This is a genomic window from Microbacterium sp. Marseille-Q6965, from assembly GCF_946151065.1.
Lineage (GTDB): Bacteria > Actinomycetota > Actinomycetes > Actinomycetales > Microbacteriaceae > Microbacterium.
In genome coordinates, this window is record NZ_CAMGZA010000002.1 from 97222 (window position 1) to 113455 (window position 16234).

The 16234-nt window shown below is 72.2% G+C and carries 8 protein-coding genes; 3 read left to right on the forward strand and 5 right to left on the reverse strand.

Features of this window, described 5'->3' with window-relative positions; genetic code table 11:
• Positions 1-30: 30 nt before the first annotated feature.
• On the reverse strand, positions 31-309 hold the full coding sequence (locus N8N77_RS06965; RefSeq protein ID WP_261165782.1) for an RNA polymerase subunit sigma: 279 nt from the start codon (positions 307-309) through the stop codon (positions 31-33).
• Positions 310-641: 332 nt separating this feature from the next.
• Here N8N77_RS06965 and N8N77_RS06970 point away from each other — a divergent pair, with 332 nt between their 5' ends.
• The gene (locus N8N77_RS06970) at positions 642-5345 is read left to right on the forward strand and encodes an SdrD B-like domain-containing protein (protein ID WP_261165783.1); all 4704 of its coding nucleotides are present in this window, start codon (positions 642-644) and stop codon (positions 5343-5345) included.
• 262 nt (positions 5346-5607) lie between these two features.
• Here the strand turns inward: N8N77_RS06970 and N8N77_RS06975 are convergent, their stop codons facing one another.
• Positions 5608-7170, reverse strand: a complete 1563-nt coding sequence (locus tag N8N77_RS06975) for a LuxR C-terminal-related transcriptional regulator (protein WP_261165784.1) — start codon at positions 7168-7170, stop codon at positions 5608-5610.
• Between the two features lie 284 nt (positions 7171-7454).
• On the opposite strand from N8N77_RS06975, the gene N8N77_RS06980 reads away from it, so the two are divergent.
• A complete protein-coding gene (locus tag N8N77_RS06980) occupies positions 7455-8660 on the forward strand; it encodes an MFS transporter (protein WP_261165785.1) in 1206 nt (401 codons plus the stop codon).
• Here the strand turns inward: N8N77_RS06980 and N8N77_RS06985 are convergent.
• Both N8N77_RS06985 and N8N77_RS06990 read right to left on the reverse strand, forming a co-directional pair.
• Positions 8650-11202 carry a LuxR C-terminal-related transcriptional regulator gene (locus N8N77_RS06985; RefSeq protein WP_261165786.1) on the reverse strand — a complete coding sequence of 851 codons (2553 nt, stop codon included), beginning with the start codon at positions 11200-11202 and terminating at the stop codon, positions 8650-8652. The two genes, N8N77_RS06980 and N8N77_RS06985, sit on opposite strands and share 11 nt — an antisense overlap.
• 139 nt (positions 11203-11341) lie before the next feature.
• Positions 11342-12901, reverse strand: coding sequence for a chitinase (locus N8N77_RS06990; RefSeq protein WP_261165788.1), 1560 nt, complete (start codon positions 12899-12901; stop codon positions 11342-11344).
• Positions 12902-13131: 230 nt separating this feature from the next.
• Here N8N77_RS06990 and N8N77_RS06995 point away from each other — a divergent pair, with 230 nt between their 5' ends.
• Positions 13132-15351: a glycosyltransferase family 2 protein gene (locus N8N77_RS06995; protein WP_261166387.1), complete on the forward strand. Its 2220-nt coding sequence runs from the start codon at positions 13132-13134 to the stop codon at positions 15349-15351.
• Here N8N77_RS06995 and N8N77_RS07000 read toward each other — a convergent pair.
• Positions 15348-16052 carry an EAL domain-containing protein gene (locus tag N8N77_RS07000; protein WP_261165789.1) on the reverse strand — a complete coding sequence of 235 codons (705 nt, stop codon included), beginning with the start codon at positions 16050-16052 and terminating at the stop codon, positions 15348-15350. The two genes, N8N77_RS06995 and N8N77_RS07000, sit on opposite strands and share 4 nt — an antisense overlap.
• Positions 16053-16234: the final 182 nt, after the last annotated feature.

Sequence of the window (16234 nt, forward strand, 5' to 3'; positions counted from 1 at the left end):
CGCAGCGTGCTGCTACGCGCGTCGCGCGGCTCAGCGCGCGACGAAGGTGATGGCGCCGGACGCGCCGGCGTCGGTCATCCGCGCGAGCCTCGCGGAATCGAGACGGGGCGCGGTCACGGTGTCGAAATCGAAGCGGATCTCGATGGCGGGGGAGACCCAGATCGTGACGCGTCGGTGCGGCTCCGCCCACGACAGGGTGAAGCCCTCGCCGTGCCGCAGCTTCGCCAGCACGGCGGCCCGCACGTGCGCCAGCTCCTCGTCATCCACCATGACGGGGACCGGGTGCCCGTCGTAGAAGAGCCGGCCCATGTCCACACGCTAGACCTCGCGCGGGCCGGCCACCATGGTCTGCGCCGATCGCCCTCGCTGCGCTGAGGGCCGGTCTCCGCGCGCCTCCGGAGGGCGAACCGATATCTTACGGCCCGCCGAGAACGCGAGCGGGTGAAAGGGCGGGTGAAAGCCGAAACATCCGCCTAACGTGCCTGGCCGAACTTGGTCTCCTTTCGTGGGGGCGCATAAAGCGAGGGATCCTCGCCCGCCTGCCGTGACCCGAACGCGGCGGGCGCGCCCCCACCCCCACCGGGCGGCCTTCGGGCCACCCGGTGAGGGGCGTGCCCGAACGCACTCAGGGGAGGGAACCCATGAACGACGGTCAAAACGCGACACAATCGCATACGAGCTGGCGCGGCCTCATCGCCGCGCTGATGGCGGCGCTGCTGGTGCTCATCGGCGTGCAGGCGCCGGTGGCCGCCGCGGCCGCGACGAGCGGCGTGACGCTCAGCGTCGACTACGGCGGCGAGACCTACGGCGACACCACCGTCGTGACGCCGGGCACGAGCTACACCGCGCGCCTGCAGTACTCGGTGCCGGACCTCACGCCCGGCGGCACCGTGACGATCGGCGTGCCGGACGGCGTCACGGTCCCCGCGGAGGCGCTCTCGGTGCCCGCGGGCAACACGATCATCGCGTCCCTCGGCCTCGATGCCGCGGGCGATGTCGTCGTCACGTTCCGCGATCCGCTCGACAGGACGATCGACCAGGGCGTCGTGTCCTTCGACTTCCGGTTCGACCCGCCGCAGAGCGGCACGGGCTACCGCGACATCACGTGGGACGTGCCGGGTGCGCCCCTCACGACGCGCCTGATCGTGAAGGACGCCGACGACGAGCTGCGCCCGCCGCTGACCGATCGGCAGGAGAAGACCGCGGGCGACCCCGGGCTCGGGCGTTTCGTCTCGCGCGCCGCCGACGGCGTCGTCACGCTCGCCGACGGCATCACCGCGGCGCCCATCAGCTACACCATCGCGATCGACGCCGCCGATGCCCGCGGAGGCCTCGTGGTCTCCGACACGATCAGCGAGTTCCTGGCGTTCGACCCCGACAGCTTCGCGGCCGAGCTGACGGCGTGGGACGAGGACGGTTTCAACAAGACGACCGTCCCCTTCGCCCTGCCCGAGCCGGCCGTCGACGGCCGCACGTTCGCGATCGAGGGGATCGACCTCCCCGCGGGATCGCAGCTGCGCCTGACGTACACCGCCCACGTGCGCGCCGACCAGGTCGAGGCGCTTCGCGCGGCCCTGCAGGAGCAGGCCGACGCCGTCGGCGAGGACGGCGGCACCTACGCCGTCGCGATGAAGAACAACGCCGTGATCGACGGTGCCGACCGCAGCACCACCGTCTCGATCGGCGGATGGATCGCCGCCGCCCCGCGCCCCGACCTCGGCCGCGCGTTCAGCAAGGGCTCGAACCTGTCGGGACAGACGCGCATCGCGCTGGACGATGAGGGCCGGCTCGCCGAGCCCGTCGACGTCACCTACACGCTGCGGGCCGACCTCACGCAGTTCGCCGCCTTCGTCGGCACGCGTCACGAGCTCACGCGCAACGTCGTCATCACCGACGCGTTGCCCGAGCAGATCGAGTGGGCGGGCGAGGACTTCCTCCGCGTCACGGCCGGCGACCTCGAGCTCACCCGAGCCCCCGGTGACGTGAGCGCCGGCGATTTCGCCGGCGACGCGTACGTCGGCATGTACCGGCTCGCGGACGACGGCAAGACGCTGCACATCAACGTCGGTCGCGACACCTCGCGCAGCTACGCGTTCGAGGCGGCCGCGCGCATCACCACCCTCGAGGGACTGCGCACGCGCCAGCCCGGCACGGAGCAGCCGCAGGTCGACACGATGTACACCGCCGAGAACACCGCGAGGTTCGAGTTCCGTGCTTCGGGCGACGAGAACCGCACGGTGCGCACGACGCTGTACCTGCCCATGCCGCCGGGTAGCGTCATCAACGACCCGGCCGAGTTCCGCAAGTCCACCGCCGGCACCGTGCAGGTGCGGCCGGGGGAGCGCGCACAGGTCGCCTTCACGTTCAGCCTCGCGGCCGGCTCTGTTCCCGACCTGCGCAAGTCGCGCATCGTCGACGAGGTGAACCGGGAGGTCTTCGATCTCAGCGACCTCGGCGCCATCCGCGACTCGATCACCGGCAGCTACGACGGGCAGGGCGGCCTCACCGGCGCCGACGTCGACCTGACCCTGAACGAGGCGGGCGAGCTCGTGCTCACGCCGTCGGCCGACTTCGGTGCGGGGCTGCCCGCCTGGATGAACCTGGACGGCGAGCTGACCAGGCGGCTGGAGCTCACGCTCACGCTGCCGACGAGGGTGCTCGAGGGCAAGCAGACGATCGACGTCTCCAACGCGGCGCGCGTGGAGGGTGACGACCGCCAGGAGTACACCTGGTACTCGGAGGCGAAGGGCACGGCGACCAGCTACGGCGACGAGCTCGAGGTCGAGAAGACCCTGTACTCCGGCGCGGGCGAGTGGACCCAGAACCTTCGCGTCGAGCTCGACGACGAGGGCCAGATGACGCAGGACGAGTTCGTGTACCGCGTGCGCCTCATCCCGCACGGCGGCTACTTCGGCGTGGCCATCGTGCCGCTGGCCGACGCGCTGCCCGACGGCGTGACGTTCCTCGGCTTCGTCAGCGACGCGAACCTCGAGTCCGGCGACGTCGACCCGCAGACGTCGGTGGACATCGGCGGCAACGTGCGCGCGACGTGGGATGCGGCGGCGAACACCGTCCACATTCAGCAGAAGCCGGGCACCACGCTGCCGCAGGGCGCGGAGGCGCACGTCAACTTCAAGGTGCGCGTCGACTCGTTCACCGCGGACGTGGGGATCACCAACCAGGTGCGCGCGGCGTCCGCCACGATCACGCCCTCCGACGGGTTCCCGCTGATGATCCTGAAGCGTGACACGCTGCGCCCGGACGAGGTCATCACGGATCGTGATGCGCGCTTCACCGTGACGGCGCCGGACGGGTCGGTGATCACCGACGAGGCCTACGTCGTCGACGGACGGCTGGTCGTCGCGGGCCCGAACGGCTCGGACCGCGCCATCGTCGTGCCGGAGGAGCCCGACGGCGGCGTTCCCGCCGGGCGCTACACCGTCACCGAGACGCGGGCGCCGGCCGGCTACGAGCGCTCCGATGCGCAGCTTGAGGTGACGATCCGCGAGGACGGCAGCTCGTCGCCCGCCACGCTGTACAACACCCCGCTGTCCCTGTTCGCCCTGGGCGACGAGGCGTGGATCGACGCGGATCGCGACGGCGTGCGCGACGGCGACGAGGATCCCCTGGCGGGTGTGACCGTCGAGCTGCTCACCGCGGGCGGCGAGGTGCTGCGCACCACGACGACCGACGAGGCAGGCCGGTACCTGTTCGACCTGCTGCCGGCCGGCGAGTACCGCGTGCGGTTCGTTCTGACCGACGAGCAGGCCGCGCGCTACACGTTCACCGAGCGCACCGCGGGCGGCGACACCACCGCCGATTCCGACGCCGACCGCGAGAGCGGGGAGTCGGGCGTGATCGTGCTCGGCGACGAGAACCCCCACCTCGTCCCGGGCGACGCGTACGAGCACGGCAGGGTCCGCGCCCTGAGGGGCATCGACCCGACCTGGGACGCCGGCGTCGTGACGAAGACCTACGCGATCGGTGACGTCGCGTGGATCGACGACAACCGCAACGGCGTGCAGGACGAGGGCGAGCCGGCGCTGCCGGGCGTCACCGTCGAGCTGCGCGACGAGGCGGGGAAGGTCCTCGCGACGGCCGAGACCGACGCGGAGGGTCGCTACCTGTTCGACGGGCTCGAGGCGGGCGACTACCGCCTCCGTTTCGTGCTCGATGAGCAGCAGCGGCAGGCCTACGTCTTCACCCGGTCGACCGTCGGCGACGCGGCGGTCGACTCCGACGCCGGCGCCTCGGAGGAGCGCTGGATCGGCGAGACCGACGTGATCCGCCTGGGCGACGAGAACGGGCAGCTGACGAGGGATTACGACACCCCGCTCTCGGCCACGGAGGGCATCGACCCCACGTGGGACGCGGGAGTGGTGACGTGGTCGTACGCGATCGGCGACGTGGTTTGGATCGACGAGAACCGTGACGGGCTGCAGGACGAGGGCGAGCCGGCGCTGCCGGGCGTGACCGTCGAGCTGCGGACCGAGGCGGGCGCGCTCGTCGGGACCACCGTGACCGACGAGGAGGGCCGCTACCTCTTCGACGACCTCGCGGAGGGCGTCTATCAGGTGCGGTTCACCCTGACCGAGCAGCAGCGCCGGCTCTACGAGTTCACCCTGCCCACCGCGGGCGATGCGGCATCGGACTCCGACGCCGATCCCGCGACCGGGCTGACCGCCCTCATCGCCCTGGGACCGGACAACCCGGGCCTGACCGCGGAGTACCCGCATGCGGCGCTGAAGGCGACGCACGGTATCGACCCGACCTGGGACGCCGGCGTGCTGCCGAAGCTCTGGGTCGAGGTGGGCGATCTCGTCTGGATCGACGAGAACCGCGACGGCCGCCAGAGCACCGGCGAGCCGGGGATTCCGGGCGTCGTGTTGACGATCGTCGGACCCGACGGAAAGCCGGTGACCGATGTGCACGGCCAGCCGGTCGGGCCGCAGAAGACCGACGAGAACGGGCGCTACCTGTTCACCGGCCTGCCGGTGCTGCAGGAGGGCGAGTCGTACACGGTCTCGATCGACCGCGACGCGTCGGCGGACGCCCTGGCGGGGCTGCTGCCCACCTTGTCGGGTATCGGTGATCGCGCCGGGGACTCCTCCGAGTGGAGCGCGGCGTCCCGCGGCCTGACGATGGACCGGGACCAGGACCTCACCCTGGACTTCGGGTTCGTCCGCCCGCTGGATGCCGCGGCGGGCGAGGGGGAGCAGGCCGATCGGCCCGGCCTCGCCACCACCGGCGGAGCCGTCGGCGCGACCCTCATCGGGGTGGCCGTGTTCCTCGTGCTGGCCGGCCTCGGCCTGTACATCACGCGGCGCCGCCACGACGCCGCCTGATCGCGGTGCAGGGGGCCGCGCCTCGCGGTGCGGCCCCCTGCACACCTCCGCCTGCGGATGAAAGCAGGAGTGAAGTCCGCCCCGCCCGATGGCGGGGGCAGTCCCTCACCCGACAAGATCGTGGTGCGGCCCTCGCGGTGAACGTCGTGAGCCTCCGCCCACCCCCAGACCGACCGCCCCGCCCGCGTACCCCTGCCGGCGGGGCGGTCTTGCGTCGGGCCCTGCGCTGAGACGATCCCGCCCGCGGCGAGGTCGGGCGGCGTCAGGCGATGGCGGGCTCGGCGGCGGGACGCAACAGTCCGCGCTCGACGGCCGCGATGAGCGCGTCCTGGCGGTTGTCTACCTCGAGCTTGCGGTACACCCCTCGCAGCTGGGACTTTACGGTGTTGAGCGACACGTGCAGGCGTGCCGCGATATCGACCAGCGGCTCGTCGCGCAGGGCGATCGCTTCGAGCACCGCGCGCTCGCGTCGCGTGAGGCGCACGATGGGACGATCCGGGATCAACGGCTCGACGCCGTCGCACACGTCGGCATAGCCGAGCCGCACGAGCGCCGCCGTGACGGCGCGGAAGTCGGACACGGGCAGGAGGGCGAGCGGGAGGCGCATCGCCGAGTGGCGCAGTCGCTCGCCCAGGAGCACGACGACGTCGTCGTTCCGGTGCGGAGCGGGAAGGCGCAGCAGGGCGGCGGCCTCGATCGCCGTCGCCTCCGTGCGGGTTCGCAGGCTGAGCTGCTCGCACTCCACCGAGCGGACCAGGGTCAGCGCGCCGTGCCCGTCGCCGTCGACGAGCGCCACGCGCGCGCGGTCGACGGTCGCGCGGGCATCGGTGAACCGGCTGAGCAGCTCGGCGCCCACGTGGGAGCGACCCAGGGCCAGGTGCAGCAGGGCGGTGATCGAGGCGATCTCGCGGCTGGCCGAGCGGGTGAGCCCGTCGCCCGTCCGCAGCTGAGGGATGCGGTCGAGCCTCGCCAGGGTCTCGGCGGGCTGACGCCGCAGGAGACCCAGGTAGCCCTCGACGCGTGCGATCGTGACCCAGTGCTCGGAGGTCGCGCGGTACGGCCTCACCGCGTCGAGCTGCGCCGCGGCGGTGACGAGGTCGCGGTGCTCCATGGCGAGCATGCTCGCGGCCAACCGGTGGAAGGTGCCGGTGTAGGGCATCGCCAACCGGTCGCGAAGGCGTCGGTCCGCGGCCTCGAGGTACTCGGCGGCGGCGGGCAGGTCGCCCTCCAGGGCCTCCACGCCCGCCATGAGCGAGAGGCATGCGGAGCCGGCCGCGTCGTCGTCGTCCGCCTCGGCGATGCCGTTCGCCAGGGCCTCGAGGGCTTCGTCGCGCAGGCCCGCCTCGATGAAGGTGCGTCCGAGCTGCGCGTAGACGCGCGGCAGGTGGCCGATGCGCTCGCGCTCCTCCGGGGCGTGGTCGAGGAGTGCCATCGCGCGGCGGGCGGGGTGGATCGCCATGCCGACGCGTCCGCTGATGCGGAGGGTCGCGCTCTGCGCGGTGTAGGAGAGGATCCGCTCCGGCATCGTGAACTCGGACTCGCGAGTCTCGGCGGCGCGCGTGCCGAGCAGGAAGTACTGCATCGCCTTGGCGCGGTGCATCGCCGACCCGTGGCAGACCATGCCGAGCAGGAACGCGAGCAGGGGATAGTGCCGCAGCCGGCGGAAGGGCACGCGCGAGAGCGACTGCCGGACGCCCTCCGGATGGTGCAGGAACAGATCGAACCACGCCGCGATGACGGTGCGGTTCGCGCTCTCGAGGTCTCCGCGTGCGATCGCGCGGTGGAACGTATCGGCCGTCGCTTCGGACACCACGTCGTACGTCATCGAGCAGTAACACCCCCTGGTCGCCCGCGCGCGGCTGCCGGATCGCTCCGGCGGCGGGACCCCCAAGGGGTATTCAAGCCGCTCCTCCAGGTTCTTCCCAGGAAAGCCTTCCAATTCACCCAGTATTTCACCCGTCAAGGGGCTTCCCTTTCCGTCGGGGATCGCGGGGCGGCGAGCGCCGTAGACTGGCCCGCGGCGCCCGCGCCCCGGACGAGGAGACTGCACTGCCCGCTGCGAGACTGACCTTCACCCGCACGCCGCTGGCGCGCATTCTCGTGCTCTCGGTGCTGCAGTGCGCGGTGCTCGGGTCCCTCACCGCGCCCGTGGCGGTCGGGCTGTCGGTGCTCGTGCGGCGTCACGTCGGGCCCGACGATGCCGCGGGCGTGCTCGGCGTGATCATCGCCCTCGGTTCCCTCGGGGCGATGATCGCCAACCCGCTCTTCGGGTGGTGCGCCGACGCCACCCGTCACCGGGTCGGGCGCCGCGCCTGGCTGATCGGCGGAGGGCTGGCGGGACTGGCCGGCACGGCCGCCGTCGCGATGTCGCCCGATGCCATCTCGCTCGCGGTGTCGTGGGTGCTCACGCAGGTCGCCTACAACGCGTGCTACGGCGCCATCAACGGCCTCGTGTCCGACGGGCTGCCGCCCGAGGAGCGCACGCGCGCGGCGGGGTTCTTCGCGGCCGCGGCATTCCTCGGCACGCTGCCGGGGCTCGCCATGGCCGCCGCGTTCCCCACGGACATCGTGCCGATGCTGCTCACCGTTCCGGCCGTGGCCGCCGTCGTGATCGTGGTGATCGGGATCCTCATCGAGCGTCCGGCCGATGTCCGCGTTCCGACGACCGAGGCGCGAGACGGCCGGCGCGGGCTGCGGGAGATCGCCTCGCGCGCCTTCGTGGCGGCATTCGTCGTGCGTCTCGTGGTGGCCATCGAGATGGCCGCCGGCCTCACCTACGCGCTGTACCTGTTCATGGATCGATGGGGCGCGGTCGAGCGCGACGCCGTACGCCTCGTGTCGCTCTCCACTCTCCTCGGCGCCGCGGCGCTCGTCCTCGTGTCGTTCCTCGTCGCGACCACGCGTCTGCGCGCTGCGCCACCGCGCATCCTCGTGGTGTCCGGGATCGCCCTGCTGACGGTCGGCATGGTCGGGCGAGGGGTGGCCCCGACGGTCGAGGTCTTCCAGGCCGCGACCGTCCTGGCCGGCGCCGGCATCGGCCTCGCCGCGGTCGCGACCCGCTCGCTGGTGCAGGCCGCGCTTCCGCCGGAGCGGTCGGCATTCGGCCTCGGCGTCTTCAACGTCGCCAACACGCTCGGGCCCATCGTGGGGCCGTTGATTGCGGCCTGGCTCGTGCACGTGGCGCCCGGGCTCGGGTTCTCCGACGCCTACGCGGGCATGTATCTGCTGCTGGCACTGCCCGTCGTCGCGGTCGCCGCTCTCGTGCCGCTGCTGCGCCCGTCCGCCCGCGTTCGGTCGGACCAGCTCACTCCGTGAGGTCGAGGGTGGACAGCGACCGGATCGCCTCGGTCCGGGTGCGCACGTCGAGCTTGCGGTAGATCGAGCGCATCTGAGACTTGACGGTGTTGGGCGAGACGTTCAGCGCCGTGGCGATCGCCTCGACCGTGCCCCCCGCGACGAGCTGGCGCGCCACCGCCCGCTCGCGCTCGCTCAGGCGGGGGCGGGTCTGGCCGCCCGTCAGCGGCGCTCGCGCACGAGCCGCCTCGAGCAGACCGCGGACGCGATCGTCGCCGGCACCGTCCGCGACGGCCCTCATGGCGTCGATGCCCGCGACGGGCACGAACACGAGCGGCAGAGTGAGGCCGCGGTCGACGAGCAGGGCGTACAGGCGGCGGATCGCCGAGAGAGCTTCCGGACCCGGCTGCAGCATGGCCACGGCCGCCGCCTTGAGGGCGGCATGCTCGGCCCTGCGCCGCGCCGACGCGTCCGCGGGCAGATCGCGGCCGAGCTCGCGCAGGGCCCGCCCCGGGTCGTTCTCGACGAGCGCGACCCGCGCGTGTGAGGCCGTCGTCTCGGCGCGGTTCTTCGCACGCGCGAGCACCCGCGAGGCGGCGCCGGCATCGCCCCGGGCGAGCTCGATGAGGGCGCGCGTGCCGCGCAACCGGTCGGCCGTGAGCGGGGGATACGCGCGGCGGGCACGCTGGGTGCGGATGATCGAGTCGAGCCGGGCGGCCGCCTCGTCGGCGCGGCCCCGCAACACGAGCGAGAGGGCCTCGACGTGGGCCACGAGCGGCCAGTGCTCGTTCGCCGGCAGCGTGCCGTCGACCTGCCGCACATGCTCCTCCGCCGCGGCCGGGTCTCCCGCCTCCAGCGCCTCCCACGCACGCGCCAGGTGCAGGAACGTCCCCTGGTAGCCCTCGCGCCAGCCCTCCGGCCAGCGGAAGCCCTCGGCCTCGCGCAGCAGCCGGGCGGCCTCCGGCAGGTCGCCCCGCAGCGCCATGGTGCCGGCCTGGAGGATGAGGGGGTGCAGCGCCTTCCCGGATCCCCGGGCGCGCCCGGCCGACACGGCATGGGAGAAGGAGGTGATGGCCGCCGCCGTGTCGCCGCTGTAGAGCAACGAGATGCCGAACTGCGAGAAGATCGTGATCTCGTTGTCGCCGAGCTCCTGGCGCGCCTCGAGGGGGAGGTCATGCAGGGCGTTCAGCCCCGCCCCCGCGACGGCACCGGCGCTTTCGAGCCGGCTGCTCACGCGGTATGCAACCGACTCCACGAGGCGCAGGATGGTGCGGTCGACGACCGACACGGTCGCGCGCGTGCGGCGCGCGGCGACGATGGTGAGCGCGAAGTACTCGAGGGCGCGCAGCCGTGAGCTGGCCGTGCCGTTGTACGAGATCGCCAGCAGCGCCGCCGGCAGCGGACGGTTGCCCAGGCGGGTCAGCGGCACGCCCCGGAAGACCTTGCGGAGCTCCTCGCCGGTGCGCAGAAGCTCAATCCAGGAGCCGCGGATGATCTCGTCGGCCAGGTCCCAGTCGTCCTGCTCCACGGCCAGCGCCAGGCCGGCGAGCGGGTACCCCTTAGCGAGCTCCCAGCGGGCCACCCGGAGCACGAGGGCGCGCAGATCGCTCGGCGGCAGCGTGGCGCGCGCGTGCCGCTCGACGGCCTCGCGGAGGAACGGCGTGTAGACGAAGCGCCCGCGCGCGCCGGAGCGGAGCCCGCTCCAATACCCGAGTCCCTCGCGCTCGGCCCGGTCGAGCAGGGCGCCGGCGTCTTCGCGCCCCGTCAGATCGCGCGCCAGCTCGGCGTCGAGCGCGTCGGCGAGCGAGGTGCGCATGACGAAGTCGGCGAAGGCGGCGTCCCACCTCGCCGACTGGCGCCGCAACAGCGCGTCGACGGCGTCCGACAGACTCCATCCGCTCTCCGCCTGGGTTGCGCCGAGCACGACGAGGCGGGCGAGCGCGGGGGAGCCGCCATGGCGTGCGATGCTCTGCACCTCGTCCTCGGCGGTGCTCGGCGGCAGGATCGCGTCGATCTCGTCGGGCGTGAGCGCGAGGTCGTCCTGCCGGATGACGTCGACGCCGACACGGCTGACCGCATCCGGCGTGGTGAAGGCGGAGCCGGTGCGCGTGGCCACACGCAACGACAGGTTCGGCAGGTCGGCGACGAGGTCGACCAGGCCGGCGGCGCTGTCGTCGTCGAGCCGTTCGCCGTCGTCGATGAGCAGCGTGAGGTCGCGGCCCAGGGTGCGCAGGCCGCGCAACGCGAGGCTCCAGGAGTCGTGCGCGCCGGCCACCGCGTCCGCGGGATTCCACAGCGGGTTCGACTCGTCGATGATCCCGAACTCGCGCAGCGCGAGCCCCAGCTGCAGCACGAACCCGTTCGGCTCCGACATGCCCTCGCGAATGCGCAGCCACAGGCCGTCGCGCGATGTGCCCGCCGCCCACTGCGTCAGCGCCACCGTCTTGCCGAACCCGGAGGGCGCCACAGCCACGACGATCGCGGTGTCGGCGTCGAGTCGGTCCGTGATGCGCTTGCGCGGCACGAGGCCGGGCGGCAGGCGCGGGACGCCGTGGACAGTCATTGGAGCATCTTCTCGAGCGGAACGGCGGGCGAAGTCTTCGGCGATGCTACACGCGTCCCCGAGGGACCCCGACGTGTCGGCACGGAGCGGCGGGGAACAGTCCGCGGGTCGCGGTCCCCGTCGGCGCGGCGCGGAAGGATCAGTCGCCGGTGTCGGCCGCAGCGTCGATGAGGGTGCGCACCGCCGCGTCGTCCAGTGCCAGCCAGGGCGACGCGCCGGGGTCGTTCAGGGCCTCCTCGGGAGCGTCGCCGCGCGTCCACCAGCGCGCCTCGAAGACGGCGCCGTTGCGGAGGACGAGGTCGCCCGCGTCGTACTCGCGATCGGCGTCCCACTCGGGCGCAAGGCGGGGCGGCACGACGAGCGAGGGGGCGGGCGTCTCACCGGGGAGCACGGGGCCGAGCAGCGTCCAGGGCGTCTCCCACTCCTGCAGCACGGGGTCATCAGGAACGTCGCCGCTGGTCCACCACTTCGCCTGATACACGTTGCCGCGCCAGACGACCTTGGTGCCCGCGAGGTACGAAGCGGTCTCGTCCCAGATCGGGTACGGGCTGTTCTCGGGATCGTCCGCCGCGGGCGTGGAGGCCGGTTCGGGCACCGTCTCCGCGCCGGCGGCATCGTCGGGGCTGCCGTCGAAATCCGCCGCCAGCAGGGGCGCGAACGCCCCGTCCTCCTGCTCCACTCCGCTGCAGGCGTCGGACACGACCGTGGTGTCGGCGTAGTTCACGCTGCACGCGCGATCGCGGTTGAGCGACCACATCGACATGCGGCCGAGCCCGTTCTCCACGGCAAACGCGTTCAGCTCGCGCGCGTCGGCGAGGTCGAACACGTCGCGCGCGACGTCGTTCTGACCGATCATGGGCGTCGCGCCGATCTTGCGCCACAGCGAGGCGGGGCCCAGCGGCACGTCGGCGGCGGCGTAGAGCGCGTCGAGCTGGCGATGCAGGGCCTGGAGCGCTTCTCGCGACGCGTCCGCAAGCGTGTCGCCCGCGTCGAGGTTCATCGTCATCGCGTTGACCCCGGCCAGGTCGACGCCCGCGTCGAGGAAGGCGGCCACCGCGTCGGTGCCGTCGGGGGTAAGGCCGGCCGGGCCGACGGGCAGCGTGAGCCACACCGCGAGCTCCTCGTCGGACTCTCGCCGCTCGGTCTGCAGCGCCGCCACGGCCTCCGCTCGCCGGGCCATCGCCGCCGCGTCGGTCAGGGCGTCGCCCTCCAGGTCGAGGTCGATCGTGGTGAGGCGGTATCGATCGATCACGGCCGCGTACGCGTCGCGGAGCTCTCGGGTCGTGCCGCACGCGTCGCCCAGTTCCGCGTTGAGCAGCCCCCCGAACGAGACCACCACGTCGCCGCCCTGGCCCCGCAGGCGCTGAATGCGGCGGTCGAGGTCGAGCGCCGCCGAGGCCTCGTCGAGCGTGTAGGCGGCGCCCCACGTGGGAACGCACTCGTCGGCGGCTGCGGCCACGACGAACGCGAGCACCGCGTCCTGCACTGCGCCGTCCACGGCCGCCTCGAACGCGTACGAGGGGGTCGCGGTGACGTCCACGTAGCCGGCGAACCAGGGGTCGCCGGACGCCTGCGCCTGCGCCTCGTCGCGGGCGGAGGACCAGGTGTACCAGGCGGTGCCGGCGATCAGAGCGCAGACGACGACCAGGGCGGAGAAGCGCAACCAGGAGAAGCGCCGTCCGGCGAAGCGTTCGGACACGGATGTGTTTCCCTCGCGGATCGGGGAGCTGACGAGAGGCTTATATGCTAAAGAATACTCATGGGGCGGCCTCACCCGAGGGCCGCCGGGGGATGGGATCAGTCGCCGTGAACTCGGATCAGAGCCGGCGCGCGCTCGAGGCGCGCCCCGACGCGGCCGCGCCGCCGCCGCAGGAGCGGGGCCGCCGACGGCAGTGGGGCGCGGAACGCGCCTCGGCGCCGCTGTCGATCATGCACCCGATACCGGGCCGCCACGCGATCCCGCTGGGACGCTTGGCGATGCTCGCCACCGTCGCGTGCTGGGCGATCTATGTCATCACGACGGTGCTGCGCGAGCTGGTCGAGAACAACGACTTCGACCTGCGCCTCACGCTCGAGCTGGTGTCGTACCTCATCGTCGTGACGTTCCTGGCCTTCTCGGCCCTGATGTACCTCATGGCGCGGCAGGGGGCGCTGTACCGCTTCCGCGATCACCGGCGCGTGCCGCGTGCCGTGCTCGATCGTCACTTCGACGGCGGGTACGACAAGCGCATCACCGTGCTCGTGCCGTCCTACATCGAGGATCCGGCGGTCGTGCGGCAGACGCTGTGGTCGGCAGCGCTGCAGGAGTTCCCGAACCTCCGGATCGTGCTGCTCATCGACGACCCGCCCCATCCCCGCGACCCCGCGCTCGCGGCATCGCTCGCCGCGAGCCGCGCCCTTCCCGGCGAGATCGAGGCGGCCCTGCGTGAGCCGCGCGAGCGCTTCGCCGCCGCGGCGGAGGCCGGCAACGCCCGTTCCGAGCGGGGATCGGCGGTGTCCGCCGATGAGGTGTCGTCGCTCGCCGACGATTACCGCTGGGCGGCGGAGTGGCTGGAGGGCATGGCGGCCACCGAGACCACGGCCGACCACACCGACGACTTCTTCGTGGAGCGCGTGCTCGGCGGCCTGGCGAGCGACCTGCGCCTCACCGAGCTCGCCCTGCGCGCCGCCGTCGACCAGGGCGACGCGCCGGAAGCGGACCGGATGCGCCAGCTGCGCAACCGGCTCGTGTGGATCTTCTCCGCCGAACTGCGCTCCTTCGAGCGGAAGGCCTACCGTTCGCTGTCGCACGAGGCCAACAAGGCGATGAACATCAACGCCTACATCTCGCTGATCGGCAAGGACTGGGCGGCCGAGGAGACGGCGGACGGCGTGGTGCTGCGCGAGGCACGGCCCGGTGACGAGGTTCACCTGTCGGTGCCCGAGAGCGAGTATCTGCTCACGCTCGATGCCGATTCGATGCTCCTGCGCGACTATTGCGTGCGTCTCGTGGAGTACCTGGAGCAGCCGGGCCACGAGCGCGTCGCGGTGACGCAGACGCCGTACTCGTCGTACCGTGGGGCGCCGACACGGATCGAGCGCATCGCCGGTGCCACCACCGACATCCAGCACATCCAGCACCAGGGCATGAGCTTCTACGGGGCGACCTTCTGGGTCGGCGCGAACGCCATCATCCGCACCCGGGCGCTCCAGGACATCGCCACGACGGAAGAGGTCGGGGGATTCCCGATCACCACGTACATCCAGGACCGCACCGTGATCGAGGACACCGAGTCCTCGATCGACATCGGCGCGCACGAGTGGACGCTGCTGAACTACCCGGAGCGGCTCAGCTACTCCGCGACGCCCCCGGACTTCGGCTCCCTCATCGTGCAGCGCCGCCGCTGGGCGAACGGCGGCCTGCTCATCCTGCCGAAGCTCCTGCATCAGCTGAGGGAGCGCCGCCGCCTGCGCGAGCGTGTGCTGCTGCGCGAGGTGCTGCTGCGCACCAACTACATGGCCTCGATCGCGTGGGCGAGCTTCGGCCTGCTCTTCCTCCTCGCGTATCCGTATGACTCGCGCCTGCTGAGCGTCTGGGTCTTCCTGGCGGCCGTGCCCTATTTCTGGTGCATGGGAAGCGATCTGAAGGCTTCGGGCCATCGGTTCACCGACATCTTCCGGATCTACGGCTTCAACCTCGTGCTGCTCGCCGTCAACCTGGCCGGCGTGCTGAAGTCGCTGCAACAGGCGGTGACGGGGGAGAAGATCCCCTTCGCCCGCACCCCGAAGGTGCGCAACCGCACCGCCGCGCCGGCACTCTATGTGCTCGTGCCGTGGCTCATCGTGGGCTTCTCGGCGTTCACCTTTTGGCGCGATGTCCAGGCGCAGAACTGGGGGAACGCCGCCTTCGCGCTGTTCAACGCCCTGCTGTGCCTCTGGGCCGTCATCGCCTACATCGGCGTGTGGAACTCGATCGTCGACTTCGTGCTCGGCGTCGTCGACTGGCTGTTCGTGCCCGCCGACAAGCCGCGGCGCGCGAAGCGAACCGCGCCGGCGTACGCCCCGGGCCCCACCGACTGGCAGGCGATTCTCTATCACGGCGATCGCCGGTTGGGCCCCAACCGGCGTGCCGAGCGGCTCGAGCGACGTCGGCGCGCGGGCAGGCGTTAACCGCCGTATGCCGCGGGGGCCCCGTACAGGTACCCCTGTGCGTAGTCGATGCCCGTGTCGACGGCGAGCCGGCGGTGCCGCTCGGTCTCCACACCTTCGGCGAGGGTGCGGGCGCCCACGCTGCGCGCGGCGTCCAGGTACGCCTGCAGGCGGAGCGTGTCGGCCAGGGCCTCGCCGTGCGTCGCCTCGGCGCAGGCGCGCCAGACGAGCGACTTGTCGATCTTGACGACGTCGGGCCGCAGCGCGACGATGCGCTCGACGCTCGCCTGGTCCGTGCCGGCGTCATCGATGAGCAGGAGCGCATCGAGGTCGTCGACGTGCTCGCGCACGCGGCTGTCGGCATCGAGGATCGAGGTCTCCAGCAGCTCGATGCCCCATCGGCGCCCGCGGGGCAGGATCGAACGCATCGCCGGTTCGGCGATGGAGCGCGCCGACAGGTTGATCGTGACGGCGTACTGCGCCGGGATCGCGGCGGCCGCCGCCACGGCGCTGCAGGCGAGCGCGAGCTCCAGCTCGACGATTCCGGGCCGGGGGTCGGCGAGGTGCGCCGCGGGTGGCCGGCCGTCGTCGAAGCGCGCAAGCGCCTCGTATCCGACGACCGCTCCGCTGCGCGCCGACACGAGCGGCTGGAAGACGATGCGATGCGCCGGCACGTCGCCGCACCGCGCGACTCGGCATGCCTCGTCGATCTTGCCCGTCACACCGTTCCTTCTTGTGTCGCGGTTCCCCCTGCGCGACGTTACCAGTGTGACGCGTGTGATGCGGTTCAACGGGAGAGATGACCCCCAGCTCGGCTTCCGAAATACTACCCAGTAGTGCCCGGGCAGCCATGGCGGATGCTCAGGCACCTTCGATAAGGTCGGGGCACCCGCAGCCCGACCTA